This window comes from Bradyrhizobium erythrophlei (genome assembly GCF_900129505.1).
GTDB classification, from domain to species: Bacteria; Pseudomonadota; Alphaproteobacteria; order Rhizobiales; family Xanthobacteraceae; genus Bradyrhizobium; species Bradyrhizobium erythrophlei_D.
This window is the reverse complement of the sequence record NZ_LT670818.1, coordinates 5,681,259-5,705,189: the sequence shown is the minus strand read 5'-3', so window position 1 is coordinate 5,705,189 and position 23,931 is coordinate 5,681,259. Positions and strand designations below refer to the sequence as shown.

Genomic DNA, 23,931 nt, shown 5'->3' with positions numbered 1-23,931 from the left:
AAGGGTCGTTCTAATCGGCCCGCCATGAGCACCAAATCGCGCCAGACGATCTATGGCGGCGCCATAATGGGCGCCCGGATACGAGCTGAAAGCGCGCGAGAAGCCGCCAAGAAAGCCATCCGCGCCGCGGATCGCGCTGAGGCGGAAGCGTGGTCAATCCGAATGGAAGGGTACGGCGGCCCGGCGCAGCCGTCGCCTACGATCGCCCAAAGCCTCAACGGCGGCTTGGGCTGGATGGAAATCGAGTGCAATCGCTGTAAGACCCGCGCCAGCATCCCGCTAGATGCCATACGACGCGCCCGCGATACGTCGATTTGGAAGCTTGAGGGATCGTTCCGATGCCGTTCGTGCGGAACGCGTCGCTACAAGCCGCCGGTGCATATGATCAAGTTGACTGCTGAACGCGAGATTACGCCCTATGCCTGGGTGCATCCGGACGAAGATAGGTGACCGAATGAAACACGCACGCGACTGGCGACACATCCATCACACAATGACTTTCTGGATCGGCGTCGCCCTATGTCTGGCAGCGATTGTTATCTACGTGTGGTCCGATGATTTGTCTTGGCGACCGACGTCGCCCGGTCGGTGAATGGACGATCTGGTGTCAATCGACGAGTTGGAAAAAGCAGTAACCCTTGGCAGCGACGTCGCGATCGATATCATAAGGGAAAGGCGGTTTCCCCTGGGGCATTAGAACCCAATCCTTGCGCTTGATATAACGTGTGCCGGCAAGCCAGCGCCGGGCAATGTCGCCAAGCGCAAAGTTCCATCGGCCGTTCCGCGATACACGTCATAGTCAATTTTGGTAGTCATCGAATGACGATATTCAGGCAACGGATGGTTGCAATCTCGTCCGGGGTTTAACCCTACCAGTTAAGCTTTAGGCGACGGCCGATGGCGCGGTTTTTTTGGAGGTTCGCCTTTTTTGCTGCCCTAAAAGAAAATAACCGAATTCTCCATCGTAAAACAACGCCGACACAAGCGGCCGAAATGCTACACTCCGCATCAAGAGAGCTCCAGTCCGGCCCATAGAGCCGGGTTCACCTCAATCATCGGATCGACGCCGGCCTTATCCATGACGCCCAAGAGGCGCTTCAGGTCATAGTTGACGTCGTAAATGTATGTCACCTCAGAAGCGCTCCGGCGGAAGCCAAGCACGCCGTGCCAGAACAGCAGCGTTATCGTTGCAGCAAGGTCGCTCGGATTTGTGAACTTCGCAGAAAGTAGGGCTTCAATTTTGCTGCGCTTCATTTCTCGCATTTCCCCGACAAGCGCGTAGAGGATGTCCTCGCTCGCAGGATGCACGTCCCGCATTTCGAGCCCTATTTCAGTGACGACGTCAGTCGAATAGGTAGAAAGTCCGACCTCGATATCGCTCTTGTCTATTCGATCGCGACCAAAATTGATCGCGCTACCCTTGCAGTGATTTATCAGCCGAAGCAGATAGCGCGGTCGCATCATGGAGCGGCTGATCAAGAATTGAAGCGTGTCCTCTCCGTTGAGAACTGGCACTGCGATGTTGTGCCAAAGATGTTCGACCGAAAGCGTTTTGTCTGTCGAGTTGAACATGAGCCGTTTCCGGATCATCTGACGCATCAACGCCGGTTGGTTCCAGTCAACGAGCGCAATGCTGTCCTTTCCACGGTCCGGCGTTTGCGATAGCAAAATGTCGTAGACATCGTTCCTAAGGAAAACGGCGCTATAGAATTCCGTGCCAGGCGTTGCGCAAGGCCCTCGGTGAACGGCGATCGGGTCGACACTATGTGACCAACGTGTCGGGCCGCGGCTACAGTTTTGTCGCGCCGATTTCGCGCGCTGCAAGCCCTCCTGCGCTCTCGAGCAATTCGGTCGCCCATTCACCCATCACGCGGAGCAGAAGCGCGCACTGATCAAAGACATCAATCTAAAGACCGCGAAGGCGCTCGGCCTCACCGTGCCGCCCCATTTGCTCGCCCGCGCCGACGAGGTGATCGAATAGTTTTGCTGCGGTGCATGAGTCTGTTTGTAGCAGATATTGTTGCAAAAGTCGAAAATCGAACAACCCTAAAAATCTCGCGAAAGTTGATCTTTGGACTTCTCTGCTGTTGCGTCGCTTTTCAACGCCACTACGGAGGTCCGTGATCGATTTTGGGTGAAACGATATGGTCTCTCACGTCGCCACGCGTAAGACGCATCAGCGGCTCTAAGAATTGTCGTTCGCCGCCCCAAAAAGACTTTTGCAACAAAATCAGCACTTAGCCGACATGGACAGATTGGCGAATGTCCGCTTTGCGCTGCCAAAACGGGACGTTCCTAAGATGTGGCTTTGACCCTGAGCTGTCATTATCGTGCACAAACGTTATGGAGGATACGCGAAGATCGCAGGATGCCCGCGAGCGAATGTTTCGCCATTCCAAGTTTCGTCATGGCGAACTGATTTCGTTTCGGTAGAGTTTGGCGATGCGAGGATGCTGTCGCTGCGCTTGCGTTGCCGGGTCTATGAATCGCCCTTGGTGCGAGCCAGATAGTCCACGATCGCTTTGGCGTCGTCAGGGCTGACAGGAGCCTTGTAGGCCTTAATCATCTTGTTGACGACCTCTTGCCAGGTCTCCCTGGACAACGAAGGCTGGTTCAACACATGGTCGGCCGAGTGACAGGCCAGGCAGTTGTTGTTGATCGCATCCGATCCCGGACCGGCGGGGAACATCGCGTCGCTGGTGGGGACATCGAGCTTCAGCGACTTCAACGTCGTCAGCGTTGCAGCCTGACCGAGATGCGGCAAGACAACGAGACCCAGAACGGCGACCGTCGGCAGAAAAACACGTAGCATTCGTGGTTCCTCCTCAGGCCGCAACCACATGGGTCGTTTCAATGGTGTTGTACATGTAGCCGGCGGGATTCCAGATCGGGAAATCGGGCTGGGCCTCGTTCCTGGTGTTGGTGCAACGAACCATCAGAGTTTGCGCGCCGCCCGCAGGCAGCGTAAATTGCGTTTGCCATTGCCGAAACCCGTATGTCCCCTGGTCGGCACCGAGCTGGGTCGGCTGCCAGCTCTTGCCACCATCGATCGATAGATCGACGCGGGCAACGCCGCAATCGCCGCCGAAAGCGATGCCTCGCGCCGTAGCCGGCGTCCCCGCCGGCACGCTGTCGCCGTTGTGGATGTTGGTGATGAACGACCGCGGAGCGTTGCGGGTCACCGGCACCATCTTGAATCCGGTCTCACCAGGCTTGACGGTATTGTGCGGCGTATCGGGTACGCGGTAGCCAGTCGCCGTCCAGTAATTGGTGTCGGGCTGATCTAGCACTTCGATGTCGTTCAGCATCTTGATCCAGTAAACTCCGCACCAGCCGGGCACGATGAGTCGCAGCGGAAATCCGTTCAACAACGGAAGCTGTTCGCCGTTCATGCCGAAAGCAATCATCACTTCGCCGTCGCGGGCGTGATCGATGGTCAGCGACTTCAGGAATTTCGGCGCGTCCTGCATCACCGGCTCGTCCAGGCCGCCGAAGCGGACCTGAATGGCGCCAGGTTTTATCCCGGCACGGTCAAGCACGTCCTTGAGACGCACACCGGTCCAGATCGCGTTGCTCATCGAACCATTTGCCCATTGAGCGCCGGCAACGCGTGGAACGGCGTAGATGCGCGACGCACCGGCGCACTGGTTGACCGCGGCGGTATCGAATCTCGGGAAGCCCTGCAAAATATCCCTGAGCGACAGCGAAAGGGTCTGATTGACCAGGCCGCGCACCGTCAGACGAAAGCTATCCACATCGATGTCGCTCGGAAAATTCGCCCAGTGCCAGCTTACATAGTGTTGGTCGTTTGGCGTGAACACGCCCTTGTCGAAGACTTCGAAGGGCGTCTCAAGCCATGGGGGACTCGTACGTTGCAGGATCATTCGGCCCTTTTGCGGATAGGATGTGGTGATTACCCGCGTGCTCGGGCCGCCCGGCACATGCAGATCGACCGTCTCTTGCGCTGATGCCGCCGAGGATATTAGCGCCAGGCTCGCGACTCCCATCCCGCCGAGCATGCGCCGTCGCGTCAGCCCCGATGGTTGCATGTCGTGATCCCGCATCAGGTGCTCCTGTTCTGTGCACTTGCGGTACGGCCAGGATCCTCCACCGCGTCAGATTTCATAACAGCCGTACTCATCAGGCCTATGGCGTTAGAACTTCAGTCCCCCAAGAGTGTTCGCACCGCCGGCGATACGCGTGCGTCCCGCCTTTGGGATTCCGGTGCGTCGGAACACGAGCCAGGCGCCTCTCTCATGGAGGTAGGAGGAAACGAGCACTTTGCCCATCACGTTTGAGTGTTCGGCGAGACCCAACAGCCGAACGGATACTCTGCAAACGTTCGAAAAACGAGGTCAGTTCATGCGCTCCGACGAAAGGCATAGCCGAGGCGCTCCGTATGCAGTTACCCCCAACAAGGAAGCATGAGTACGTGGAGAACGCGGGCAGCCAATACCATCAGCCTAACTTCAAACCAACTAGGAACCTTTGCGCGAACCCCTGCTCACGCGTTTCGCGCCGATTTCCCGTCCGATTCATCAGACCGGAATCATTCGTTCACACCCGATCCTCGGCGGGCTTCACCATCACTACGTCCCGATTTAAGTTTTCGGTACACACAGCCGTGCGGTTCGATCACCATAGTGGACGCCCTCTTACGCTAACTGCACGGGCCCGTGATCATCGCAATGATCGCCGTGCGGATGGTGCAGCCGACCGTCTACGAGATAGTCGACATGGTCGCCATGCGGCACCGCTTCGTGTCCGCAGTTTGGACCGTGCGTGTGCGAGCAATGGACTTCGGGCGTGCACTGCACGGGATTTGTGGCGTTGACCGCGATGGCATGCTCATCCACGTGATCCTCGTGCATATGATGGAGATGGCCATCGTGCAGATAGTCCGCATGACCGTCATGGCGAATCGCAGTGTGTCCGCAGTTCGGGCCATGCTTATGAGTGTGGTTGGCGTGGTGTTTCTCGGTACATGTGGCCATCGGCAATGCTCCTTCTGACTAGTGGTTTCCTCTCGATCGCTTCTCCACCATAGAAATAATTGCGAGGACCAGCACCCCAAGTGCAGGCAAGTCAAATTGAAATACGTAATGTTATAGCGTTGCGGAACCCTTGGAACCGTTTGCGCGCCCTTGGGGCGATGGTAAGGTTGTCCTCGCCACGTCCGTCAATCATCAGGCCGCCGTGCGTGCCCAAGGGAAACCTTCGGCCGGGGGGCGTACGCCACGGCCATGCCGTGATGATGCCGATCGAGCCGCATGGCGGCCATGGCCATCCGCACGGCACCCGCGATAATCGGCAAAAGCGCTGAACTGTGGCAACTCTGTTGGAGTCGCCTCTTGGCACATTTCAGACCTCACGCGATGTCCGATTCGGGTCCGCTGTGCGCACCAAAGCGGACATCGCCCGGCGGCATGCACGAGCTGCTTTAGCCGCCTGCGGACCTGATCCTCTGCCCTACAACCGGGACTCAAAATAGCCCGGGATCAAATAGATTCCGGAGAAAAGATAAAGGCCCCGGATTGCTCCGGGGCCCTATCTTCCGCCGGCCGCGCTATTACCGCGATGCCAGCATCCGCTTAATTTCGGACGCGGCGTAGTCCTCCCGCTCTCTTTTCAAGCGCTGCTGATGCGCCCTGAGGTTGGCTATCCGACGCGCTATCTCTTCACGCTCAGACTGCACCCAATCCGCCGATGGTTTGCGGTTCGGTTCCATGACGGTGCGCGGTATCATCGGTTCGACACGAATGCTGTTCGCAAACGCCGTCGTCTCTTCAATGAATGTATCGAGATCGGCTTTCAAATTGAGCATGGCAATCTCTCCTAATACCGAGCTTATCGACAAAACTCCGTTTCTGCCATTCAGCGATTGAAGGTGAGAGTGGATAACCCGTTCAGTAAGGTCACGGCGGGATCGCGCTGTTCGCCGTGTGGTGTCTGCGCACCGCAATGCATTTTTTTTCCGGCCTGCTCACCAGACGCGGCCCTCTACGCCGCGCCATAATACTTGACCAGGCCGGTAGAAATCATATAGGCATGTTTGACAATTTGTCAAACTTTCTTTTTGGGATGAAAATGGCGGAAATGCGCGATTTCTCGCTCTTAGCCGCCCAGGTTCGGGCGGCCCGTGGTTTGCTCGGCTGGACACAAGGTTATCTAGCAGAGGGTGTTGGGGTCAGCAGACCAACAATTATGGATTTCGAATCAGGCAAACGGGAACCACATCCGGCCACGCTGTCGGTGCTGATGAGTGAACTGGCCGCAGCCGGAATCGTCTTCACCGAGCGCGGCGTGGAATTTCGTAAGTGGCCTGCCCGACCTTACGTGCCGACTGGGATTAAGCAGAAGATGCCGCGCCCCGTACGGCTAGAGAAGGCGGTTGGCACAAGAAAGACAATCAAGAAACTGACTCTTGTGCCGACCAAGAGGTGACGCGTCGTGCAAGCGATGTTTCGGTAACTATGCGTCAACAAGCTCCTGATACCTCCACCGTACCAGTGGATATCGTGGGAAGAGTCCATCGTTCCTCGAAATATGAATTGACTTTCCGCTATACTGGGACGGCGGCTACGTTTGGAGTTACCACTATGGCCAATCGACCGAGTGATCTTGCCGCGCGCATGTCCAACCGGCGCGAGGCGAATGACATATCCACCCGCGAGACGTTCAGGCTGCCGGTCGAAGCGGCTCGCGTCAAGGCGTGTGAAATTCTCGACCAGTTACCGCAGGGCGGCCACCTGACGATTGTTGAACAATGGCGGCAGCTACCAGACGGACAAATCGAATTCACGATGCGGCGTCTGCGGGGGGCGGATTGAACCGATGACTGGCGAACAATCAAGAACACTTGGCATCGGCGACCGCGTTTGTTGGCGAAACGATCAAGCCGACCGTGGCACCGTCACTGAGACGAATTGGGCAGGCGTAACCATCAAATGGGACAATCGCAGCCAGCAGGCCACCCAACATAACGACATGGGGCAGGTCGAACGCGTGCCGGTGAAACCGATTTAGGTGACCGGCGTATCTATAGGGATATTTGCTCCTTATTTGAAAGAACGCATATGACGAGACTCAAGCCAAAAGAGGTTGTTACAGAAACAAAATGCCCGGCTTGTGGAGGCACCGGCTTTGAGAGTGTCCAACAACCATCGCGGCCGGATCGCAAAATATTTCCGCCGCGCTGCAAGGAATGTTTGGGCAAGGGGCGAATTGACACTCCCGTCCTTGATGGAGATATCACAGTTTCCCGATGATCTTTTCGGATGCAAACCTAGCGTCAGGCTCGGACGCGGAGTCTTCCGGCGTCACAAAGCTAGTTGTCGTCTTACCTCGGATGAAAGCTCTGGAAATCGCATAAGGGGTAATGGCTGCGCGCCATTGCCCTGGTCTGCGTTCGTAAGTAACAATCGAAAATTGTGACAATTTGGCCATGCGATCAGTGTGCTTTACGAGGAAAGTGGCCGAGCGATGAATGCAACTCCCGAGCATTAATAACAATGTGTGCCATGCCTCGCATTGAAGCCTCCGGATGGGCGGGCGCCTAGCTTGTGTATGTACGCCCAATCGGAAACTGAGTCTTCGTTTGTTTTGGCAAAGTTGCCGCGCAAAATGGCAATCACCGATCCCGCGCCAGCTTCCGCCGTCCCCAAGGTGTTTCTTTCCTCGAACTAAATTCGCACTACGTTCTAGGTCAATCCGCTATCAGCAGCCGAAAGACTGTTTTTAATCGAATGCTTCGCTTGCCCACGAGCGCTGTCGCTTCGAATTCCGCGCCCTCATCAGTGTACGTTCCGGAAAATCCCATGCTGGCGATGTATCCCGTGAAGGGTCGGATATTAATGGTCGGCGTATGCTCTTGAGAAGTTACTTCGCCTTTCCACTTGCCTCCGGAACCTTGATAGGTTCCAAAATGATAAAGTACTGAGCCGCCTCCAAGCATTTTGCCGTCGCGCAGCACCGAAACGCCAGTTTGGCCGCCGTGCACGCCATCCAGTAATTTTGTGCTGATAGAATAGAGTCCATTTCTAATGGTCATTGGTCGCCTCGATCTATCGGAACGATCCTACAGCATTTTGCGCGCTTGCGGGCCGGTAGGTCAGGCTTGCCGTGATTCAACGCCCGCATCACACCGATCCGGGCGAACATCGTCGGCCCGCCAAGCTCCGCGACCAATAGTAGCGCTTCCATCGCGGCTTGCGATTCCGGGGCGTCGTGCGCGGCCTTGGGCAGCTTGGTGATGAACTCTGCCACATCCCGGAGCGTGACGAGCGGGCCGTCGTTAGCTCGGAGCGACCGGCGAGAAATAGTTCGAAATGACGATTCCGACGTACCGTATGAGAATGACGGGAATATAGACTACCTTAAAACTCAAAATCCATTTTGCGATAGCGCTATTGGGACTGATGCTAGGAGGAAATAGCGATATTGGATCATTTCCATTGCGGTAAATGGCGACGGGAACGTTTGTTAGCAGTGATGCGAATGTATGATCACCAACCATGGGTGACCCAAAGGCCCAAACCGAGTGTGGCATGTGCCCCCCGACCACGAGCGAAGAGGCAAATATTTGAGCAAGCGCTCCACCCCGACTATGGCCGGTCAAGAGTATCTTTCTGCCCGATAGCACGTCGGCACCGATTAATTGTTGAAGCAACGGACTCAAGCGTTCCATAGTATAGAGTAATCCGGAATGGACCCGGCCATGGCTCGTGACCTCGGGCCATACATTTGCATTGTTAAGATGCTCGCGCCAATTTGTTGTACCTTTGAATGCGATTGCGGTTACATCTTCGCACCGAATGATAAAGCAGGAGCACAGACGGCTTCGAACGAAGGCAGCCTGTTCGTCCTTGAACCCGAGATCATCAAGACCTGCCTCGATTTCCGATCTAGTTTTGTACGCCATTGAAGCTAGTTTTACGGCAAAGGCGGCATTCTCCTTAGCGAGAGGGACTTTTGGGTCAAAACTGATTTGCTTTTTGATCGCCATTAGTCACCGAATCGCTTCGTGCATTAGTGAAGCTATGGGGTGATATGCACGACGTTGCGGGTGCGATAGCCATGGAGAGTCCCGCCATTGACGAAGGTTACACACAGCCCGTACCTGTAGCGTCGCCGATCCGTTCCCAGCCTCAAATCTTAGTGGCATTGCGTAGCCGCGCCAAGTTCGCTGTAATGCCCAACCATGAGCACCAGATCCCGGCAGACGAGGGCCTGATGATGGGAGCCAGTTTGATGGAGTACATTGCCGCAATGCGTTGGACTATACTGTTTTTCGCGCTTGCCGTTTTGTCGCCGCAGAAAGCCTCGGCCAATGACTGCGACGCGCAGCGCGGCTGTCGCAAATCGCCCCCTACAGCAAACAACAGCTACCTATTTGGCACCGCCGTTCGTGGCATTCGGTTCGATTACTAGTCCGATAATCGGCTGCTACGGGTTTGATCACGGCCTTATGTACAGCCCGGCTCCCTGCAACTTTCCCTATCCGTACGGGTATGAAACTTACAATGGGACAAGCAAACGCGGAAAACATGATTAGCAGCGGCTATCGGCCTAACCCGCAAACAAATCCATGAGGCCAGCGCCGTTCGTGATGCGGAAGCGTGGCCCAACTGCTGTCGGCGCAGTCGGGCCGTCCTTAATCGCTGTACGTCCGAGCGATTCAGATGGCTGATACGCACTTCTTCATCCGGCACGCCAGCGAAAAACAGCGCGAGATTAGCGGCCGCGGAGATACATTCCTCGATGTCGCGATCCGTCAACATCATCATTTATCCGTGATGATCCCCGTTGGGGAAGCTGCCGAGACCGTCGAAGGCCGGCGCCTGGCCGTCGAATGAAGTCGCCTCGATGTTCGACATCACCGGCCCTGCGGCCGGCGATGACCCAAAGTCTTTGACCTGGCGTTCCGGTGGCGCACGGTCACCCGCCAGCGCGCGAAATATCTCGAGCTCGCCACCGTCAAGTGGAATACAGAACGCGGCTTTCAGGATCACGCGCCAGGCGTTCCAGGACGGTCCCGGAAACCATGGCTCAAACAGGTCCCTACCGTTAATGGCGTCGATGATGTTGACGACAGGCGCATTCATGCAGCGTCATCCTCCGCCGCACTGGCGGCCTTCTCAGCCGCCTTGCGCGCCAGGTAATCGGCGATCGTCGGTGCCGCGGGCTTCCGCTTTACTGACTTAGCGCTGATGGCAGCGAGAACACGCTTGGCTGTGCTCGCCATGCGAATGAGCGCATCAGAATCGACTGGCTCGCCTCGCACCACCGCTTCCTGCATCTGCTCCGACTTCAGGAGCAAGGTTGCGGCCTGCCGGATTAGCGAGCGGTCGGCCTCGCAGAGATTGCCCTCGAATTCGGCCTCAAAACTTTGAACGAGATCGCGGAACCGACGGGCTGAGCTGGTGCGACCGTCGATGTTCGTAAACAGCCGCGTCCCGTTGCTGATCTTGCTGCGGGCCGTAGCACGAGTCGGTGCTTTGTTGGTGCTAAGCATCAGCGAATGATGCCAGTGAATCATCAAAAGAAAAGTGGCCGGCGGCTGGTCTAGGACGCAACGAAACGACTTCCTTGCGAACTTGAGTTGAAAACGTTGTGCGATGGCAACAATCGTTCGAAAACCGTGCCGCACGCTCAAATGGAATTTCCGTGCGAACCAGCCGAAGGCGTCATCACGATTGAACTAAAACCGAATTTAGTAGGATCGGCCGACCTGCGAACTACATCAGGATCGTGCCGATACGTGCGGCACCTTCCGGGGCTGGGAAACGGACGGATTATAGGAAATGCAAGAGATCGCTGCCGTTACCGCCGTTGCAGGCGCAGTAATTGCGCTTGCAGCGGCATGTTCACTCTGGGCACTAAATCGAAAGAGCTGACGCTGTTCTACCGTGCCACATGGGAGCACATCATGCGCAAATTCCACTCCATCGCTAGTCTGCGCGGCGACGGACTCCGGCCCGAACTGCAGGCATTATTCGATCGCATCGCCATCGATCCACGCCCGGTATTCTTCGTGAGAGACGGCATGGTCCAAGCCGGTCCGGACCCCGCCTCCGAGACAGAGCCCACAAACGTCGTGCCTCTTCGCGCTGATAGTCCCGCCTGCGGTCGCTGACGCGGCGCGTGGGCAAACGCCAAGCACGGCATCCAGCGCACCGCAGAGGACTGCGAAAAAGAACACCCGAACGGGGTGTTCCGCCAAGCGAACGCCTGCCGCGCCTGCGCGATGCTACTGTCGTTCAATGCGCGCAGCGATTCCCTACCTTGTGGCCATAAGCCTGATCGGACTGGCGTTCTGGTTTGCCAATGGCTGCGCCCCTCGTCGCGAGATAGCGCCGCGTCTGAGGCGCGAGCGGCCCCAGCGCCTCGGGCCCAATCGGCATACGGCGGCCCGCGCGTCCCGGTCTCATAAAGTCGGGGCTATCGTCCGGAAAGGAACGCAGGCGACGTTCGATCTTCAAAGGTTGCTAACCATGCCAGTGCAGAGCATTCCGGCTCGGCTATAGCCCTTTAATACTTTTGGCTATGATCCTCCGGTGCCGTTCTCAGCGGCGCGGACGACCTATAGAGAACCCCGCTGGCTGCCTCCGGCGGGGTTTTTCCTTGGCCTAGGATTCCGCCAGTGCCCTGTAGGCGCTGGCGCGGCCGATGCTGAGCGCTTTGGCGAGACCGCCATCGCGGCGCGGGGCCACGGGGAAGCGGTTTAACTACGGCTGGGGTTTCGAGCGGTGCTTCCAATCAAACGCGCCCACCGTGGCGCCGGCCGCGTTAGATGGCCTCTTCAGTGGATCATTTCGTGGGAGCGGTTCCGACGAAACCAATCTCTTAGCGACGAAGCCATTTCTGGCGGAGCGGCGACGTCGGCTTGAAACGATGCTCGGTTACGTTCGCGCGATCGTGATTCAAAGACGGGGTTCGATCATGCCCTCCATTTTCGACCTTCTGTATCGCGAATATTGCCGCGCGCGCCTCACCGAAATGCGGAAACAGCTTCTCATCCGGCCTGAGAGCCATGAAGTCCCAGAAGCGAATTTCGATGTCGACCGTCCTGACTGTGCGGCTGATCGGGGTGGTAACCGTTTGCGCGCGGCGCCCGTCACGGGCCGCGGAATGGCGGGACAATAGCATTCCCTCTCACGGAAACGTGCGCCGTTTCGACGAAGCTCGGGTCCGTCTTAGACGCGTGCTCAACCTCGCCCAGCACTATCGCCACCAAAGCGAAAATGCCGACCCAAGTTCCGATGATGCCGCTCTTGCTCATGTTCGCGGTCTCCTTTCATGCACGAACTTAGACGTAGGTCTGCACCTACGGAATCGTTAGAGCAGAACGGGGAAACACTGTTTTTACGAAGAGTTGACAATCGGGCAGTCGCGCGAACGTGAGACCCGCGCGGTCGATCTTCACGCGCTCGTGGTGGCCGCGCAATCGAACGGCTTAATCGAACGGCGTCCCAAAGAGCCCGCGACGCCATCAAACGCGCCACGCGTGGCGCCAGCAGCCGGAACGCCACCATGCGTCAGATGGTCGCCGCCGCGCCACCGAACGGCCCTGCGACTCGTGGAGGGCTGCCAAGAGCATGAGCTGATCGTGTGCGCACGCGCGGCCACCGCCCCAAGCCCTACGGCTTCACTCCCGGCGCGATCGGCGGGATCATGGGCGATGCCCGAACTCACCCAGAAGAAGATCACCTTCGCAGAGATGCGCGCCGCCGGCGTTCGCGGTCTCCTGGTCTATTGCTCGGACTACAAGTGTAGCCATTCGACGGCACCTTTTGTGAACTGCTTCACTTTCGCCGAGCGAGGGTTGAGCTACCAAGCGCTCCGGGCAACGGGCATTGGAGGTCGCAGAATGGATGCTATTTTGAATTTTCTTTCCCGCGCAACAGGACGGAATGTCGACTACGAAACAGTCCAAACCGACATCATCGCTTGCGGAATCGGATTGCTCCTTTTGTTACTCTTCCTTCTTCTTGGCTGAAATTCGCAGTTTAGGACATCCGGGTTTCTCACCAATTGCGGCATGCAGACCGCCTGGGTCGCCGGTGACCCAAGGGGAACCACCCTCTTCCCGGCGCCGCTTTCATCGTCCCTCTCTGAGAGGACCGACTGTTCTCTTATGATTGGTCATTGTTGCTCTAAAGCATCAGTCGGATTCCGATTTTCGGTACCGCGCGAAATCCTTTTTGACTGTGCGACGTGAGATGTCGTTTTGTTCGAGGAGGGCGCAGCGTTTCCGAAGAGCGGAAGGTGTACCATGTCGGATGTCTTCATCGCGGTAATCGCAGCCAGCTTCGTGCTGCTGCTTTGCTCGGGCTTGCTCGCTATCGCATTTATGCGGGCCCTAAATCGGCAAGTCCAACGTGTGTTCGCGGAAAAGACAAGCATTGGGGACGCCGCAAGCTAGCGCGGGATCGATGACTCCCGCCGGCGGAATGATCGTGCGGGGCCCATCTGTATCATTACTGCAACAACTTTTTTGTTCCTCACATGGAACAGTGGTTTCGACTCTACAGCGACGACGAACCGCAGATAGGCTCGCATACCGGGGCTGAGAGCTCGCTTTTATTTTCCAATCTATTTTGAGCCCGGTGGGGCCGCTGGTCATACTCCCGGCGGCTCTTTTATGAGGGTGGGCTGATGAATTGGAAGCTGGAGCTCGACGCACTGGTTGAGAGCACGATGGCCTTTGCAAGGGACGTCGAGCGTCAGCGGCTTCCAGACTTGCCCGTTGCTGTCAGGACAGCTGAGCAAACGCTTGCCGACACATCGAAACCGATCCCGCTCCCAACTGCTATTACGCCAGCGTCAGAACGCGACGAAATTCGACAACGCGTGAACAATTTTAAGGCCCATCAGCAAAAAGTGGCCCGGGAGCGCGAGGACTATTATTTGCAAATGAAGGCCAAGATGCTGGCGCCTAGTTGATCCTGGTCCGGGCGTTACCTCCAAAGAAAAACCCGCCGGCGTGAACCAGGTGAGCGCGAGCACCTACTGCCATGCGAACCAGACAAGGCCGAAACCTACGGCTACGATGCCAGCGCCGAAGTGGACCATTGCAGCATTGTGCGGCCGTGTGAGCAATCCTGTCCCTTGCGCGAACCAGAAAAGCCCAACAGCGACAAATAGCGGGCCAACGACCCGAAGAACGATCTTCATGAAAGCAACCTCGCGGCGCGATCAACGACGGCGATATTGATCGAGACCAAGAGAGTCGCAATAGAAAAAGCCGCCGAGCGTGCCCGGCGGCTAGCGCGGCAGCGATAGCCCCTCCATGACTCCAGGAACGTCGCTGGTGCGGGTCCGGCTCGCGGGCTGTCATGGTCCGGGTTTAGCCCGGCCACCGCAGTGCTGCTTACTCCACGGGTACAGCTAGGCGACCAATCAACCTTGCGATCTCGTCGAGATTTCTATTGTCCCTGTGTTCGATCAGAGCGGCGAGTTTTTGAACGCACTCGTCGTCACTCCCCAAACTCAACCCATCGTTGCCGGCGTGTGGTTCAACCTTCGAAGCCATTTGTTGTGACATAAGGATCCTTCAAGAAAATAATTAAACGCGGGGCAATCTGACTGATTCGTGTAAAAAATCATTGCCCGATCTGGCGAGGAAGCCCGCTGGTGCGTCCGATTTCTGCGGGCTGTCCTGTGCCGGCCGATCGGTGGCACCGTACAGACGCCACGCTGGCGCGGGTGAAGGAGCCGTCAACTGAGGCGGCCTTGAATTAACCTTCGGTTGTGGTTTTGTAAGGGAATGCGTCAAGCGATTCCCTATATCGTATCCCTTTCCTTCATCGGCCTTGCGATCTGGTTTGCCTTGGGAACGCCGCTGCTGCATGCCCACTGAGGCGGTCTATGGCACTACGACGTTGCACGTCGCGCATCGGAAATCGGCGCCATGCATGGTGGTGATGACCTCGAAGCCGTCGGGAACACTGTGAACGGTCGGCGTGTCGGCGTCGACTTGAGACAGGCTAGCCATACCCGTCTTGCCGCACCTGGGACACAGCAGGCTCTCGTTCCACTCGTCGGTCATCGACATGGCCCGGGATAATAAAAGCGTTTGGCTTGTTTGTCGGTTCGGTCCCGGACGTTGAAAGCGGCCCCTGCGCAAGGGCGCTTCTCGAAAAAGGACCCGTCATTGGCGACGGGTCGCAGTCTGGGAGGAAATGTTTTGTAAGTCGATTCGCGGCAGCGTTATGTGTCGCAATTCACACACGGAGAGGGAAACTATTGGGTATGAGGCTTCCCGCTCGCCGAAGAGCCCTTCAGAAATCGGGTCGCCCCGGGTCTGAAGCGGGCGGCGGCCCGCGATCTTAGCCAAGCCTCGGCTCAATGAAAAACCCCGCTGGAGGCAGGCCCAGCGGGGTTCTCTTATTGGGGTCGGGTGCGCTACTGAGAGTTAGCGCGGTGGAAGGCATAGACGGAACGTATTAACGAGTCCCAACCAAATTAGCTCAGTTTTGAAGCCCCTTTAGCAACCTCGCCGGCGTGAACCGGCGGGTTTTGTCGCCGCCCTACGCGCTTTAGCCCGCATAGAAGGGCATGGCACAGATCGGCGCTTCCCAATCTTTGCCGGCGAAGTCGGCATGGTCGCGGATCAAACCCCTCAGTGCGGGCCGCAGCGCCTGCCACGTAGTGCCGAACGAAACCCAGTCTCCGGTCCCCGTCTCCCGAAAATGGGAATATTCCGGTGTCCGGCCGGAGACTTTCGGCGTTTTCGCCCTGAAAGGGTAAAAATCCGGAGCCTGGAGACCAGGGCCAATTCGCAAAAGCCCGCCATTGGCGGGCCTTTCTGTCGCTGTCCCAGTCAGTTTCTCCGCCTCCGGGACTGCTTGGCTGGCGACGCAGTGCTGATCGCACCCGTCTTCCGGGCTAATTCCCTGCTAACAGGGAATTTTACAGGGAATTTTGCGATTTTGAGGCTCTAGGACCCCAAACCTGATAGAGAAATGGCGGCGCTGCAGCGACTTTTCGCGCGCCTTCCGGGGAGTTGAAGCGGGCCGTCCGCAACCTCTTCCTGCTCGCCGCCGAGGCCGAATGTCTGCCGGATGAAATAGCGTTGCGGGCGGAGCTTCGGAAAGTCCGTGCCACCCTTTTGCGCTTCACCATTCGAAAAGCCTGCCAGACCGAGCGTAGTGTTCAAGCCGAAGCCCTGCGCCAGTTCCGGGTTGAAATACAATTCGCCGCCGTCCCACAACCGCCAGCCGAGAAACGCATCCGCCGTTAATGTCTCTCGACCCTGGCCGCCTCCCGGAAGGCTGTTGGCACCCTCATAGGGCGAGTGGATACGGGGATACCCTTGCTCAATGACCGTGGTTTGTCCGTGAATATTCCAATCAGGCGATTCCGGTATTTGCATCCCGCTCATGGGGGACGTGGCGGACGGAGCCCAGAGCGCCGCGTCCCCGAGTTTATAGTTCAGTCCGACCTTGATGACGTGAATCCTGGGATCGACGTTGAGGTCCGGAAGCATTGCATCGCCGAGACCATAGGTCCTGCGCGCCAAGTCGATATAGTCGTATTCAATCTTCGCAGTCCAATTGCCGCCGACGGCCATTTCCATGCCGAGGCCGGCTGTCCAGCCGACGTGCGGAAGCAACCGCGACGACAGCAGGCTGCCGTCATCCGCGTTGATATTGACCCTGGTTTGACCCCACGCCAATCCGCGGGTGACATAGGGAAGAATCGTTCCGAAAGCGTAGCCGATCCGACCCCGCGCCGTCGCTGCGTATTCCAGCGTCGTATTGAGTGGCGCAAGATCAAGCTTCGGGCGATCAATTGGACTTGCGAGTGACACATCCGCCTCTACGCCGAGCACCACTCGATTTGGCAGTTGAAGATTATAGCCCGCCTGAAACCCACCGATCAAACCCGTGAGGCTGTGTGGAAAAAATACCGCCTGGTCAGGAATAGGATTGGTGCCAGAACCAAAGCTGCCTCCGCCGTAGCCGGCGTGCCCTCCGATGTAAAACCCGGTCCAATCGTAGATTGCGGCGCGAACCGGCGCCTTGATTGGAAGACTTGTAGGCAGATCGGCCGCGATCGCCAAAGAACAAGGCGCAAGAACAGCCATGCTGCTACCAAACATGCAAATCCGCTTCATAACGTTCCCCCATTACCTCGGTCTGGTCACTCAAGTTTACGATTGCTCACTCAGCGATTGGTTCGACACTCCAGCTCGCGGCCGAAACGGTTGGTTCAAGACTGAGGCGACCAACGACTTGCTCCAGAACGGCGTCGCTCTTCGCGTGCGCCGTCAGCTGCGCGCTGACTTCAACACGTCCGCTGTCCGCAAGATCGGTGCTGTCGAGGCGCCGCAAGCTGAGTTGTCCGTTGCTCGTACTCTGCAAGAGCAGGGCTCGAACATGCGCCTCTTCCGGATTTCGGCAGACGACGCGAACGCGATAATGAAAGTCGGTTTCGGTCTGCGTGATCGGCTGACGGTTGATGAGCCGGACCAATGGTCGCAGCAGCAGGTTGACGAGGATGACAAAACTCGTCGCCAGCGCCGCATGCAGCGGATGTCCCGCGCCTGCGAGCATTCCAACCGCCGCCGAGCACCACAAAGTGGCCGCGGTGTTGAGGCCGGTGACTTGAAGTCCCTCACGGAAGATGATGCCGGCGCCCAGGAAGCCGATCCCGGAAACAACCTGCGCCGCCACCCTTGTGGGACTTCCTTCATCGGGAAACAAACCTGCGAAGATCACAAAGCTTGCGGCACCGATTGCGACCAGCGTGTTGGTTCGCAAGCCCGCCATTCGTTGGCGCCATTGGCGTTCGAACCCGATGCTCGCGCCCAGCAGCGTCGCCGCTGCCAGGCCGATAGCCGCCTGATCAATCGATGCGTTCACGGTGAAAATCCTTCTCGACTTCCTGGCGCTTTCGTCGGCGGCGCCCCAGAGCCAACAATGCTCCTAGCCGCTCCGGCAATCGCGTTCCCGATAAAACGGTTCGAAGACCGTTAGGTGAAATCCGGCGTTGCCGGTGCAGAATCATCGCGTAGCGCAGGAGGCTGCTCGCCAGCCGGAATAGTCCGATGGCGCCCCATCGTCTCGCGCCTGCAATCGAGGCCCTGATCACGTGCCCGACGTCGCAAGCTGGAAAATGCGGAACAGGACAAGGCTGCCGGCGATGATGAGATAGCCGCGCAACACGATCATCCAGATGCGAGATGCAAGCGAAAGGCGCGCGGGCGGCAACTGGTCCAGAGGCGGCATGCGCCATTTGTCATTGGCGACGATCGCTGGCCTGGATATCGACCCGATGTTCCCAGCCTCCTGCCTTCTCAAGCGACGCTGCGCAAACGAGACCCCAAGAGCGGTCACAAGCCCGACGGCACTGCCCCCGATCAGGATGCTCAGGATGACCGTGTCGGAAATGCCGGGAAAGAGAACCGATCCGGTGAGAATAACCGAGAGCATCACCAGCACCGCGACGACGCCGCCGGTGAAGAGATTGAGCCTGCGCGAATTGACCCATGGACCGAGCACCGCCTTGTCGTTGCAAAGCAGGAGCAGAAACACAGTGGCGCCTGGCAGCAATACGCCGGCAAGTGTCTGGACGGCGCTGGTCAGCAGCCCAAGCTGGACGCCGGGCGTCAGGACGAGCACAGCGGCGAGAACGATGAGGCCGCAATAGATGGCATAGAATCCCTTCGCCTCGGTCGGCTTGCGGTGCAGAGAATGCCGCCACGAGAATACGTCGCCGAGGGCATAGGCGGTGGACAGCGACACCGCGGAGGCACCGATGATGCAGGCATCGAGCAGCGCCAGCGCGAAGAATATCGCGGGAGCTTTCCCGAAATACTTCTCCATGCCGGCGGAGACGGCGCCTGCATTGACGAAATTTCCGAATTCGGGCTGGCCAGCAAATGTCTGAGCGGTGAACGCCATGATCGCCATTGCACCCGCGATCACGATCGCGATGCCGATCATGAGATCGACGCGCTCATACTTGATGAAACGCGGCGTGATCCTTTTGTCGACGACATAGCTCTGCTGAAAGAAGAGCTGCCAGGGCGCCACTGTGGTGCCGACGATGGCGATGATCAGCAGCATCACCTCATTCAACGCCGCCCCCTGCGGCATCTTCGGCACCATCATGTCCTGGATCATCTGACCCGCCGGCGGGTGGATGAAGAGGAGCACTGGAAAGACCAAGAAGCTTCCCAGGACGAGCATCAGCGCGAACCGCTCGAAGCGGCGGAAGTTGCCAGTGCTCGCCGCGAACATGACGAGCGCAGCGGCTGCCACCACCCCCCACAGCTTTGGCACTCCGAGATAGTCGAGCGCCAGCGTGATGCCGATGAACTCCGTGACAATCGTAAGGGCGTTGAGAATAAACAGATCGATGACGCTGAACGCGCCCCAGAATCTGCCGAAGCGCTCAAAGATGAGCCGGGCATGGCCGACGCCACTGACTGCTCCGAGGCGCAGCACCATCTCCTGATTGACGTAAAGAACCGGGATCAGCAACACCAGCGTCCACAGCAGCGTCGTGCCGTAGTTCTGGCCAGCTTGCGTATAGGTACCGAAAGCGCCAGCGTCATTGTCGCCGACCATGACGATGAGGCCAGGTCCCAGAATGGCGAGCAGGGTCTGAAGCCGCGCTCTCAAGTTTGACCTCGGCGCGAAGTCGTCTTCCGCAATGCTGCCGAGGGCGCCGTGGATGTCGCCGAGATGGGCCCTGTCCAGTACGGCCGTAAGAATTGTCTGTGCGCTTGTTGCGCGGTCGGCCGCTTGTGCATCCACTTCGTTCATGACGGTCATGGTCTATTCCTGTTGAGTTTTGGCTGGTGGCTTGACGTTCTGGATTGGGCGGCGACGATGGTCGCTGCGGGCTTTGGGACGCTTTTCGGCAATGCCGAGGGCGCCGGCGCGGTAGCGCATCTCGGTCCAGACATCATCGGGATCGATGCTGGCGCGATGCCACAGCGCGACGAGGTGGTAGAGCAGGTCGGCGCTCTCTCGAACGATGCCGCGGGCGCGATGTTTGACGGCCTCGAGCGCCACTTCTCCGGCCTCCTCGATGACCTTCTGAGCGGTCTTGCGGGTGCTAGATGCGAGCAGTCGCGCCGTGCGTGGATGATTTTCCCGCGTTACCTCTGCAAGCGATCGGTAGAGACGATCGAGTTCGCCCGGCTGAAGGCTCGGCGGCGCGATGGCGGAAAGTGAATCCGGCGCCACCGGGCTTTCGGTCTCGCACGGAGACGATTCGGAGGCTTGCGCGCGCACGGCGCGGGTGCGGCGCGGGCCGCCACTGTGACGGCGTGTCTGGCTGCGGCGAGACCCATCGCCCTGCAAATCGGGATATTTCAGATCAGAAAGTTTAGCGGCGTCGGTCATCCTCTGCCTCCGATAGTCACCTCGATGCCGGCAATCCGCGGCACGAGGTGAGCGGAGGAGCTAGACGCCCACGCCACCTCGGCCGGATTGAACCACGGCCTTGCGAAACTCAGTGTGATTGTTCCCCGAAGGGGCTCCCGTCGCGGCACCGGACCGGTGGGCGGCGGGACAACTAGGTCCTTCGTCCATGTTTGGTCCTTTGCTTATCCGGCCAGCGTCTGGGCGCGGCCACGCGGTTGCATCGACTGCTGGCCGGACACGCGGCCTGTCGCGCGGTGTTCGTATTCGACGACATCGCCGAGTGGCGCATCGTCGTTGGGCTCGGCCAGCCAGCGGCATTCCAGTCGGCCGTTGCGATCGAACCAATGACAGGCGAGCGCCGGGGGTGGAGACCGACGCTTGCCCGTTGCCGCCGGACGGCGAAAGCCCGGCAGGTTGTCATTGGAATGCATGTCTCTGGAAAACACGCCTGCTGAGAACATGTCTTTGGAAAATACGGCTTCGCGCGGCCCGAGCGCGATGCGCCATGGCTGAACAAGCCGGAATTTAGCGAGTCTTTTGAACATCGCTCACCTCCACGTCCGCTTTGCGCGGCAGGCGAGTGAGCAGCAGACGGTCAGCTAGACGCGACCAACAACCCTCACGCGGCCACAGCCGTCGCGATTGATCCTGATGTCTTGCGGCATCGCGAACCCGATCATCGTCGCCGAGTTGGCGTTGCCAAAGGTGGTACTGCCCATGTGTTGTCCGAGAATGCACGTCGTTAGGGTTGAAGCCTCGTCTGGAACATGTGTTCCAAACGACGATTGGCACGTACGCCTGACCTTTCACGGTGTCAAGCGATTTTCTGTATCCTGCTGGGAGGATGGCTGATATCCTCCCCGGAGGTTAGGAGGATTTCATGGACCACCCGCATTCTGCGATTACCCGACGTCTGAAACGTGCCAATGGCCACCTCGAAACAATCATTGAAATGATTGAACAAGGCCGGCCTTGCGCTCAAATCGCTCAACAGCTGCAGGCCGTGGAGAGCGCAATTGAAAGCGCCAAAAAGGCATTGATACACGATCACGTGAGCCACAGCCTGGAGCAATCGTTCAAGGCGTCCGGCTCGAAAGGTCAGGCCGCGCTCAGGGACTTCAAGCTGATCGCGAAGTATCTGTAGCGCGCTAAGGCGCGGATCGCCCTGCAGGCGTTGCAAGGAAGTCGCAAAGAGTTCGCGTCAGTTTCAACTAAGAGGCATTCGCAGATGACGCTTCAAGAGGCGCCGATGCGCTATGTGAGCTGTCCAACCGCCGTGGTCAATGCGCCTGTCGATGTCGTGTGGGCGCTTCTCATGCAGCCTTCCGTCTGGGAAGGCGTGTTCGATGTGCGAGTTGGCAGCATCGATCCGCCCGGGCCGGCGATCGTCGGACAAAAGATCAGCGGCGAGCCACCACCGCCGCGCACTGGCGGGCCGCCCGTCACCAATATCCGCAACACCTCATCGCCGCACTGGCGGGCTTGGCTCAAGCCTGAGAACCGGTGCTTGGTGCCGTTCAATAGCTTCGCTGAATACGCGCCAGAGCCGAACCCGGAGACAAAGAAGAAGGACGTGGTGTGGTTCGCTCTCAATGAAGACCGGCCACTGGCGGCGTTCGCTGGCATCTGGACCGAATACAAGGGCGACCGGGGCACTAAGTCCAAGCCAATCCCCGGACCGCATCTGGTCTACGGGTTTCTGACAACCTCGCCGAACGCGGTGGCCGAGCCGATCCATCCCAAGGCGATGCCGGTGATCCTCACGACCGATGAGGAGCGCGATGTCTGGATGCGCGCGCCGTGGGATGAGGAGAAGGTGCTGCAACGACCGCTGTCGGATGACGCGCTCAAGATTGCGGCGCGTGGTGCCGATAAGGAAGACAAGGCAGCAGCTTGACGCTGAGTAAGGAGCTGTTCCGTAAAATACAACCAAAAGTATTGATCGGCTTTTCCGTAATTTCCGGTAATCTTTAGCCTATGAAAGCGAAACTTATCTTGGTGGTTTCAATGGTACTTGCCTGCGTGCCGGGAAACGCGCGCGCGACATGCGGCGTCACGAGGGCTAGTTACGCCGCGCTCCAGATGCTGATGGCCTATTCCGACGTTGTCAAAACGCTCGGATGCGAGGGCGAACATATTTTTGATCGCAAGGACGACCCCAGTATGGTTTCCTACGAGTATATGTGGGACGGCGCTGCGCCCAGATCGAGCGTCTCTCTCGTGTTCGGCAACGGTAAGCTCATGAGTATGTCGCAGTACAATCTGGATTGAGTTTTTTCTGGATCAGCGCTGCTGCGTGTGATGGGTACCTTGTGCCCGTGGTCGCGGGCCGGATGTACGCTGCGGCATCACAGGCCCCGGCTTTCATGCCGGGTTTTCCGTTTGAGGCCGGCCGGTCGCCCTTCCCTTTTCCGGACGGGCCGATATGGTCAGGACCGTGTCGTGGGACCGTCCATTTGCCGAGCCTATCGAATTGCCCAAGGGCAAGAAGCTGGTCACGCTCCGCGACGCCGCGCTCTACATCACCAAGCTGCCGAAGGCCGAACACGACGCCGAAGAATGGCAGGCGGCGATGCAGGCGTTGTTACTGATTGCAGAACATGACGAACCGACGATGTTCGCCCGGATCGGCGTCATGCGGGCATTAAACCGTCACGTCGAGCGCGTGTTCGACCCGTCGCGGAAAGACGAGCATTGGGGACGCCGGAAGCTGGCGCGGGATCGATGACAACGACCGAAAAGTATTGTGGCGGCATCGATCCTCACGGCACTCCTCGAACCGAGGCCGATCATTTCATGAAATGTCGGGGCTGCGGGGAATGGCTCGACATGCGCCGCGTGGCCCGTTGTCAAGGCTGTCATGAGAGAGGCCGCCACCTGAGGCGACGTTTCTCGTGCTTGTGCTCCAACGCCGCAAATTTTGCGGTCGGCGGGTTTGGCCTTTGCGCTCGCCAAGGTGCGCTCTGGAGCGCATTACGGACTCAAGTCGGACGTCGTGCCGAGTCGGAATTGCCAAGAACAGAGATGCCGTCACATGATCGTGTCGAAATGGCCTCGTTTTCAACTTTAGGAAACAACGTTGCGGATTTGTAAGGTTTCGGGCCTAGGCTCGCGGCTTAAACTATAGGTGATTAGACATATGTTGGTTTAGGAATGGCGAAGTCCTCGAAACTGGTGGCTGCGAAACGTGGACGGGTGCTTCTCGTAAGACGGAAGCGCGATGGGCGTTGGATGTTTCCCGGAGGGCGCAAGCTCGCGCGAGAAAGCCATAAAGATTGCCTGCGCAGGGAGATCAAAGAAGAGCTTCCGAAACTCAAACTTGGTCGCCTTAGGCTATGGAAGGAAGTTACAGCCAAGAACCGTCGTTCGGGCCGGAAAATGAGTGACGCGATCTTCGTCACAGCGAAAGCGTCCGGTCGCCTGACAATCGGCGACAAAAAGGAAATCGACAAAGCGACATGGCGCAAGCCGCGTGGCATTCGTCTGACGCCAACGTCGCGCTACATCAGGGATAAACTCTTTCCAACATAGGTCACCCAGCGACCGGAGA

Annotated in this window: 28 protein-coding genes; 13 read left to right on the top strand and 15 right to left on the bottom strand. The window is 58.2% G+C overall.

All coding sequences use genetic code 11. The annotated features are described in order from the left end of the window. The first annotated feature begins 24 nt into the window (after positions 1-24). Positions 25-450, top strand: coding sequence for a hypothetical protein (locus tag B5525_RS26305; RefSeq protein ID WP_172899977.1), 426 nt, complete (start codon positions 25-27; stop codon positions 448-450). Positions 451-1,008: 558 nt separating this feature from the next. Here B5525_RS26305 and B5525_RS26300 read toward each other — a convergent pair. The 3 genes from B5525_RS26300 to B5525_RS26290 all read right to left on the bottom strand — a co-directional run bounded on the left by B5525_RS26300 (position 1,009) and on the right by B5525_RS26290 (position 4,064). After that, positions 1,009-1,863, bottom strand: coding sequence for a P-loop ATPase, Sll1717 family (locus B5525_RS26300; protein WP_425305214.1), 855 nt, complete (start codon positions 1,861-1,863; stop codon positions 1,009-1,011). Positions 1,864-2,479: 616 nt separating this feature from the next. Beyond that, on the bottom strand, positions 2,480-2,812 hold the full coding sequence (locus tag B5525_RS26295) for a sulfite:cytochrome C oxidoreductase subunit b precursor (protein ID WP_079568615.1): 333 nt from the start codon (positions 2,810-2,812) through the stop codon (positions 2,480-2,482). Positions 2,813-2,825: 13 nt separating this feature from the next. Further along, positions 2,826-4,064 carry a molybdopterin-dependent oxidoreductase gene (locus B5525_RS26290; protein WP_079568614.1) on the bottom strand — a complete coding sequence of 413 codons (1,239 nt, stop codon included), beginning with the start codon at positions 4,062-4,064 and terminating at the stop codon, positions 2,826-2,828. A 612-nt stretch (positions 4,065-4,676) separates the two neighbouring features. Between B5525_RS26290 and B5525_RS44425 the strand changes: the two genes are divergently transcribed. Beyond that, on the top strand, positions 4,677-5,012 hold the full coding sequence (locus B5525_RS44425; protein WP_154073438.1) for a hypothetical protein: 336 nt from the start codon (positions 4,677-4,679) through the stop codon (positions 5,010-5,012). Positions 5,013-5,569: 557 nt separating this feature from the next. Here the strand turns inward: B5525_RS44425 and B5525_RS26280 are convergent. Beyond that, on the bottom strand, positions 5,570-5,824 hold the full coding sequence (locus B5525_RS26280) for a hypothetical protein (protein WP_079568612.1): 255 nt from the start codon (positions 5,822-5,824) through the stop codon (positions 5,570-5,572). Between the two features lie 224 nt (positions 5,825-6,048). Between B5525_RS26280 and B5525_RS26275 the strand changes: the two genes are divergently transcribed. From B5525_RS26275 to B5525_RS26265, 3 genes are all read left to right on the top strand, one after another. After that, entirely contained in the window at positions 6,049-6,444 is a 396-nt protein-coding gene (locus B5525_RS26275) for a helix-turn-helix domain-containing protein (RefSeq protein WP_244567584.1), read from the top strand. 155 nt (positions 6,445-6,599) lie between these two features. Then, entirely contained in the window at positions 6,600-6,830 is a 231-nt protein-coding gene (locus B5525_RS26270) for a hypothetical protein (protein ID WP_079568611.1), read from the top strand. A gap of 4 nt (positions 6,831-6,834) precedes the next feature. Continuing rightward, a complete protein-coding gene (locus tag B5525_RS26265; RefSeq protein WP_079568610.1) occupies positions 6,835-7,026 on the top strand; it encodes a hypothetical protein in 192 nt (63 codons plus the stop codon). A 679-nt stretch (positions 7,027-7,705) separates the two neighbouring features. Here B5525_RS26265 and B5525_RS26260 read toward each other — a convergent pair. From B5525_RS26260 to B5525_RS26250, 3 genes are read right to left on the bottom strand one after another with little or no spacing between them, the layout of a single operon-like run. Continuing rightward, positions 7,706-8,050 (bottom strand): hypothetical protein, encoded by a 345-nt coding sequence (locus B5525_RS26260; protein ID WP_079568609.1) that lies wholly within the window; start codon positions 8,048-8,050, stop codon positions 7,706-7,708. Further along, positions 8,047-8,265, bottom strand: coding sequence for a hypothetical protein (locus B5525_RS26255; protein ID WP_338075165.1), 219 nt, complete (start codon positions 8,263-8,265; stop codon positions 8,047-8,049). The genes B5525_RS26260 and B5525_RS26255 overlap by 4 nt, the downstream gene beginning before the upstream one ends. A gap of 28 nt (positions 8,266-8,293) precedes the next feature. Next, entirely contained in the window at positions 8,294-9,004 is a 711-nt protein-coding gene (locus B5525_RS26250) for a lipase family protein (protein ID WP_079568607.1), read from the bottom strand. Positions 9,005-9,075: 71 nt separating this feature from the next. On the opposite strand from B5525_RS26250, the gene B5525_RS26245 reads away from it, so the two are divergent. After that, positions 9,076-9,429, top strand: a complete 354-nt coding sequence (locus B5525_RS26245; RefSeq protein WP_154073437.1) for a hypothetical protein — start codon at positions 9,076-9,078, stop codon at positions 9,427-9,429. A gap of 356 nt (positions 9,430-9,785) precedes the next feature. Here the strand turns inward: B5525_RS26245 and B5525_RS26240 are convergent, their stop codons facing one another. From B5525_RS26240 to B5525_RS44420, 3 genes are all read right to left on the bottom strand, one after another. After that, on the bottom strand, positions 9,786-10,103 hold the full coding sequence (locus tag B5525_RS26240; protein ID WP_079568605.1) for a hypothetical protein: 318 nt from the start codon (positions 10,101-10,103) through the stop codon (positions 9,786-9,788). Further along, positions 10,100-10,654: a hypothetical protein gene (locus B5525_RS26235; RefSeq protein WP_079568604.1), complete on the bottom strand. Its 555-nt coding sequence runs from the start codon at positions 10,652-10,654 to the stop codon at positions 10,100-10,102. Before B5525_RS26235 ends, B5525_RS26240 begins: the two co-directional genes overlap by 4 nt. Positions 10,655-12,115: 1,461 nt before the next feature. Beyond that, positions 12,116-12,280, bottom strand: a complete 165-nt coding sequence (locus tag B5525_RS44420; RefSeq protein ID WP_154073436.1) for a hypothetical protein — start codon at positions 12,278-12,280, stop codon at positions 12,116-12,118. Positions 12,281-12,679: 399 nt separating this feature from the next. Here B5525_RS44420 and B5525_RS26220 point away from each other — a divergent pair, with 399 nt between their 5' ends. Together B5525_RS26220 and B5525_RS26210 are read left to right on the top strand one after the other, a co-directional pair. Then, a complete protein-coding gene (locus B5525_RS26220) occupies positions 12,680-12,997 on the top strand; it encodes a hypothetical protein (RefSeq protein ID WP_079568602.1) in 318 nt (105 codons plus the stop codon). Positions 12,998-13,656: 659 nt separating this feature from the next. Next, positions 13,657-13,944 (top strand): hypothetical protein, encoded by a 288-nt coding sequence (locus B5525_RS26210; RefSeq protein WP_244567583.1) that lies wholly within the window; start codon positions 13,657-13,659, stop codon positions 13,942-13,944. A gap of 1,996 nt (positions 13,945-15,940) precedes the next feature. Here the strand turns inward: B5525_RS26210 and B5525_RS26200 are convergent. The 5 genes from B5525_RS26200 to B5525_RS26180 all read right to left on the bottom strand — a co-directional run bounded on the left by B5525_RS26200 (position 15,941) and on the right by B5525_RS26180 (position 20,926). Next, positions 15,941-17,119: an outer membrane protein gene (locus B5525_RS26200; RefSeq protein ID WP_079568598.1), complete on the bottom strand. Its 1,179-nt coding sequence runs from the start codon at positions 17,117-17,119 to the stop codon at positions 15,941-15,943. Positions 17,120-17,165: 46 nt separating this feature from the next. Further along, a complete protein-coding gene (locus tag B5525_RS26195; RefSeq protein WP_154073435.1) occupies positions 17,166-17,867 on the bottom strand; it encodes an MgtC/SapB family protein in 702 nt (233 codons plus the stop codon). A 225-nt stretch (positions 17,868-18,092) separates the two neighbouring features. Continuing rightward, a complete protein-coding gene (locus B5525_RS26190) occupies positions 18,093-19,775 on the bottom strand; it encodes an NRAMP family divalent metal transporter (protein ID WP_244568082.1) in 1,683 nt (560 codons plus the stop codon). Between the two features lie 12 nt (positions 19,776-19,787). After that, complete coding sequence (gene hisE, locus B5525_RS26185) at positions 19,788-20,360, bottom strand: phosphoribosyl-ATP diphosphatase (protein WP_079568596.1); 573 nt, start codon at positions 20,358-20,360, stop codon at positions 19,788-19,790. Between the two features lie 203 nt (positions 20,361-20,563). Further along, complete coding sequence (locus B5525_RS26180) at positions 20,564-20,926, bottom strand: hypothetical protein (protein WP_079568595.1); 363 nt, start codon at positions 20,924-20,926, stop codon at positions 20,564-20,566. A gap of 335 nt (positions 20,927-21,261) precedes the next feature. Between B5525_RS26180 and B5525_RS26175 the strand changes: the two genes are divergently transcribed. The 5 genes from B5525_RS26175 to B5525_RS26155 all read left to right on the top strand — a co-directional run bounded on the left by B5525_RS26175 (position 21,262) and on the right by B5525_RS26155 (position 23,912). After that, complete coding sequence (locus B5525_RS26175) at positions 21,262-21,525, top strand: metal-sensing transcriptional repressor (protein WP_079568594.1); 264 nt, start codon at positions 21,262-21,264, stop codon at positions 21,523-21,525. A gap of 105 nt (positions 21,526-21,630) precedes the next feature. Next, complete coding sequence (locus B5525_RS26170) at positions 21,631-22,278, top strand: SOS response-associated peptidase family protein (protein ID WP_079573804.1); 648 nt, start codon at positions 21,631-21,633, stop codon at positions 22,276-22,278. Between the two features lie 80 nt (positions 22,279-22,358). Further along, positions 22,359-22,652, top strand: coding sequence for a hypothetical protein (locus B5525_RS26165; protein WP_079568593.1), 294 nt, complete (start codon positions 22,359-22,361; stop codon positions 22,650-22,652). A 154-nt stretch (positions 22,653-22,806) separates the two neighbouring features. Beyond that, complete coding sequence (locus B5525_RS26160; RefSeq protein WP_079568592.1) at positions 22,807-23,109, top strand: hypothetical protein; 303 nt, start codon at positions 22,807-22,809, stop codon at positions 23,107-23,109. A gap of 425 nt (positions 23,110-23,534) precedes the next feature. Beyond that, positions 23,535-23,912, top strand: a complete 378-nt coding sequence (locus B5525_RS26155; protein ID WP_079568591.1) for an NUDIX hydrolase — start codon at positions 23,535-23,537, stop codon at positions 23,910-23,912. Positions 23,913-23,931: the final 19 nt, after the last annotated feature.

Coding starts and splice junctions, on each gene's coding strand:
- B5525_RS26305 (WP_172899977.1), top strand. CDS start 25: ATGAGCACCAAATCGCGCCAGACGATCTATGGCGGCGCCATAATGGGC.
- B5525_RS26295 (WP_079568615.1), bottom strand. CDS start 2,812: ATGCTACGTGTTTTTCTGCCGACGGTCGCCGTTCTGGGTCTCGTTGTC.
- B5525_RS26290 (WP_079568614.1), bottom strand. CDS start 4,064: ATGCGGGATCACGACATGCAACCATCGGGGCTGACGCGACGGCGCATG.
- B5525_RS26280 (WP_079568612.1), bottom strand. CDS start 5,824: ATGCTCAATTTGAAAGCCGATCTCGATACATTCATTGAAGAGACGACG.
- B5525_RS26275 (WP_244567584.1), top strand. CDS start 6,049: ATGTTTGACAATTTGTCAAACTTTCTTTTTGGGATGAAAATGGCGGAA.
- B5525_RS26270 (WP_079568611.1), top strand. CDS start 6,600: ATGGCCAATCGACCGAGTGATCTTGCCGCGCGCATGTCCAACCGGCGC.
- B5525_RS26265 (WP_079568610.1), top strand. CDS start 6,835: ATGACTGGCGAACAATCAAGAACACTTGGCATCGGCGACCGCGTTTGT.
- B5525_RS26260 (WP_079568609.1), bottom strand. CDS start 8,050: ATGACCATTAGAAATGGACTCTATTCTATCAGCACAAAATTACTGGAT.
- B5525_RS26250 (WP_079568607.1), bottom strand. CDS start 9,004: ATGGCGATCAAAAAGCAAATCAGTTTTGACCCAAAAGTCCCTCTCGCT.
- B5525_RS26245 (WP_154073437.1), top strand. CDS start 9,076: ATGGAGAGTCCCGCCATTGACGAAGGTTACACACAGCCCGTACCTGTA.
- B5525_RS26240 (WP_079568605.1), bottom strand. CDS start 10,103: ATGAATGCGCCTGTCGTCAACATCATCGACGCCATTAACGGTAGGGAC.
- B5525_RS44420 (WP_154073436.1), bottom strand. CDS start 12,280: ATGAGCAAGAGCGGCATCATCGGAACTTGGGTCGGCATTTTCGCTTTG.
- B5525_RS26220 (WP_079568602.1), top strand. CDS start 12,680: ATGCCCGAACTCACCCAGAAGAAGATCACCTTCGCAGAGATGCGCGCC.
- B5525_RS26210 (WP_244567583.1), top strand. CDS start 13,657: ATGAATTGGAAGCTGGAGCTCGACGCACTGGTTGAGAGCACGATGGCC.
- B5525_RS26200 (WP_079568598.1), bottom strand. CDS start 17,119: ATGAAGCGGATTTGCATGTTTGGTAGCAGCATGGCTGTTCTTGCGCCT.
- B5525_RS26190 (WP_244568082.1), bottom strand. CDS start 19,775: ATGAACGAAGTGGATGCACAAGCGGCCGACCGCGCAACAAGCGCACAG.
- hisE (WP_079568596.1), bottom strand. CDS start 20,360: ATGACCGACGCCGCTAAACTTTCTGATCTGAAATATCCCGATTTGCAG.
- B5525_RS26180 (WP_079568595.1), bottom strand. CDS start 20,926: ATGTTCAAAAGACTCGCTAAATTCCGGCTTGTTCAGCCATGGCGCATC.
- B5525_RS26175 (WP_079568594.1), top strand. CDS start 21,262: ATGGACCACCCGCATTCTGCGATTACCCGACGTCTGAAACGTGCCAAT.
- B5525_RS26170 (WP_079573804.1), top strand. CDS start 21,631: ATGCGCTATGTGAGCTGTCCAACCGCCGTGGTCAATGCGCCTGTCGAT.
- B5525_RS26165 (WP_079568593.1), top strand. CDS start 22,359: ATGAAAGCGAAACTTATCTTGGTGGTTTCAATGGTACTTGCCTGCGTG.
- B5525_RS26160 (WP_079568592.1), top strand. CDS start 22,807: ATGGTCAGGACCGTGTCGTGGGACCGTCCATTTGCCGAGCCTATCGAA.
- B5525_RS26155 (WP_079568591.1), top strand. CDS start 23,535: ATGGCGAAGTCCTCGAAACTGGTGGCTGCGAAACGTGGACGGGTGCTT.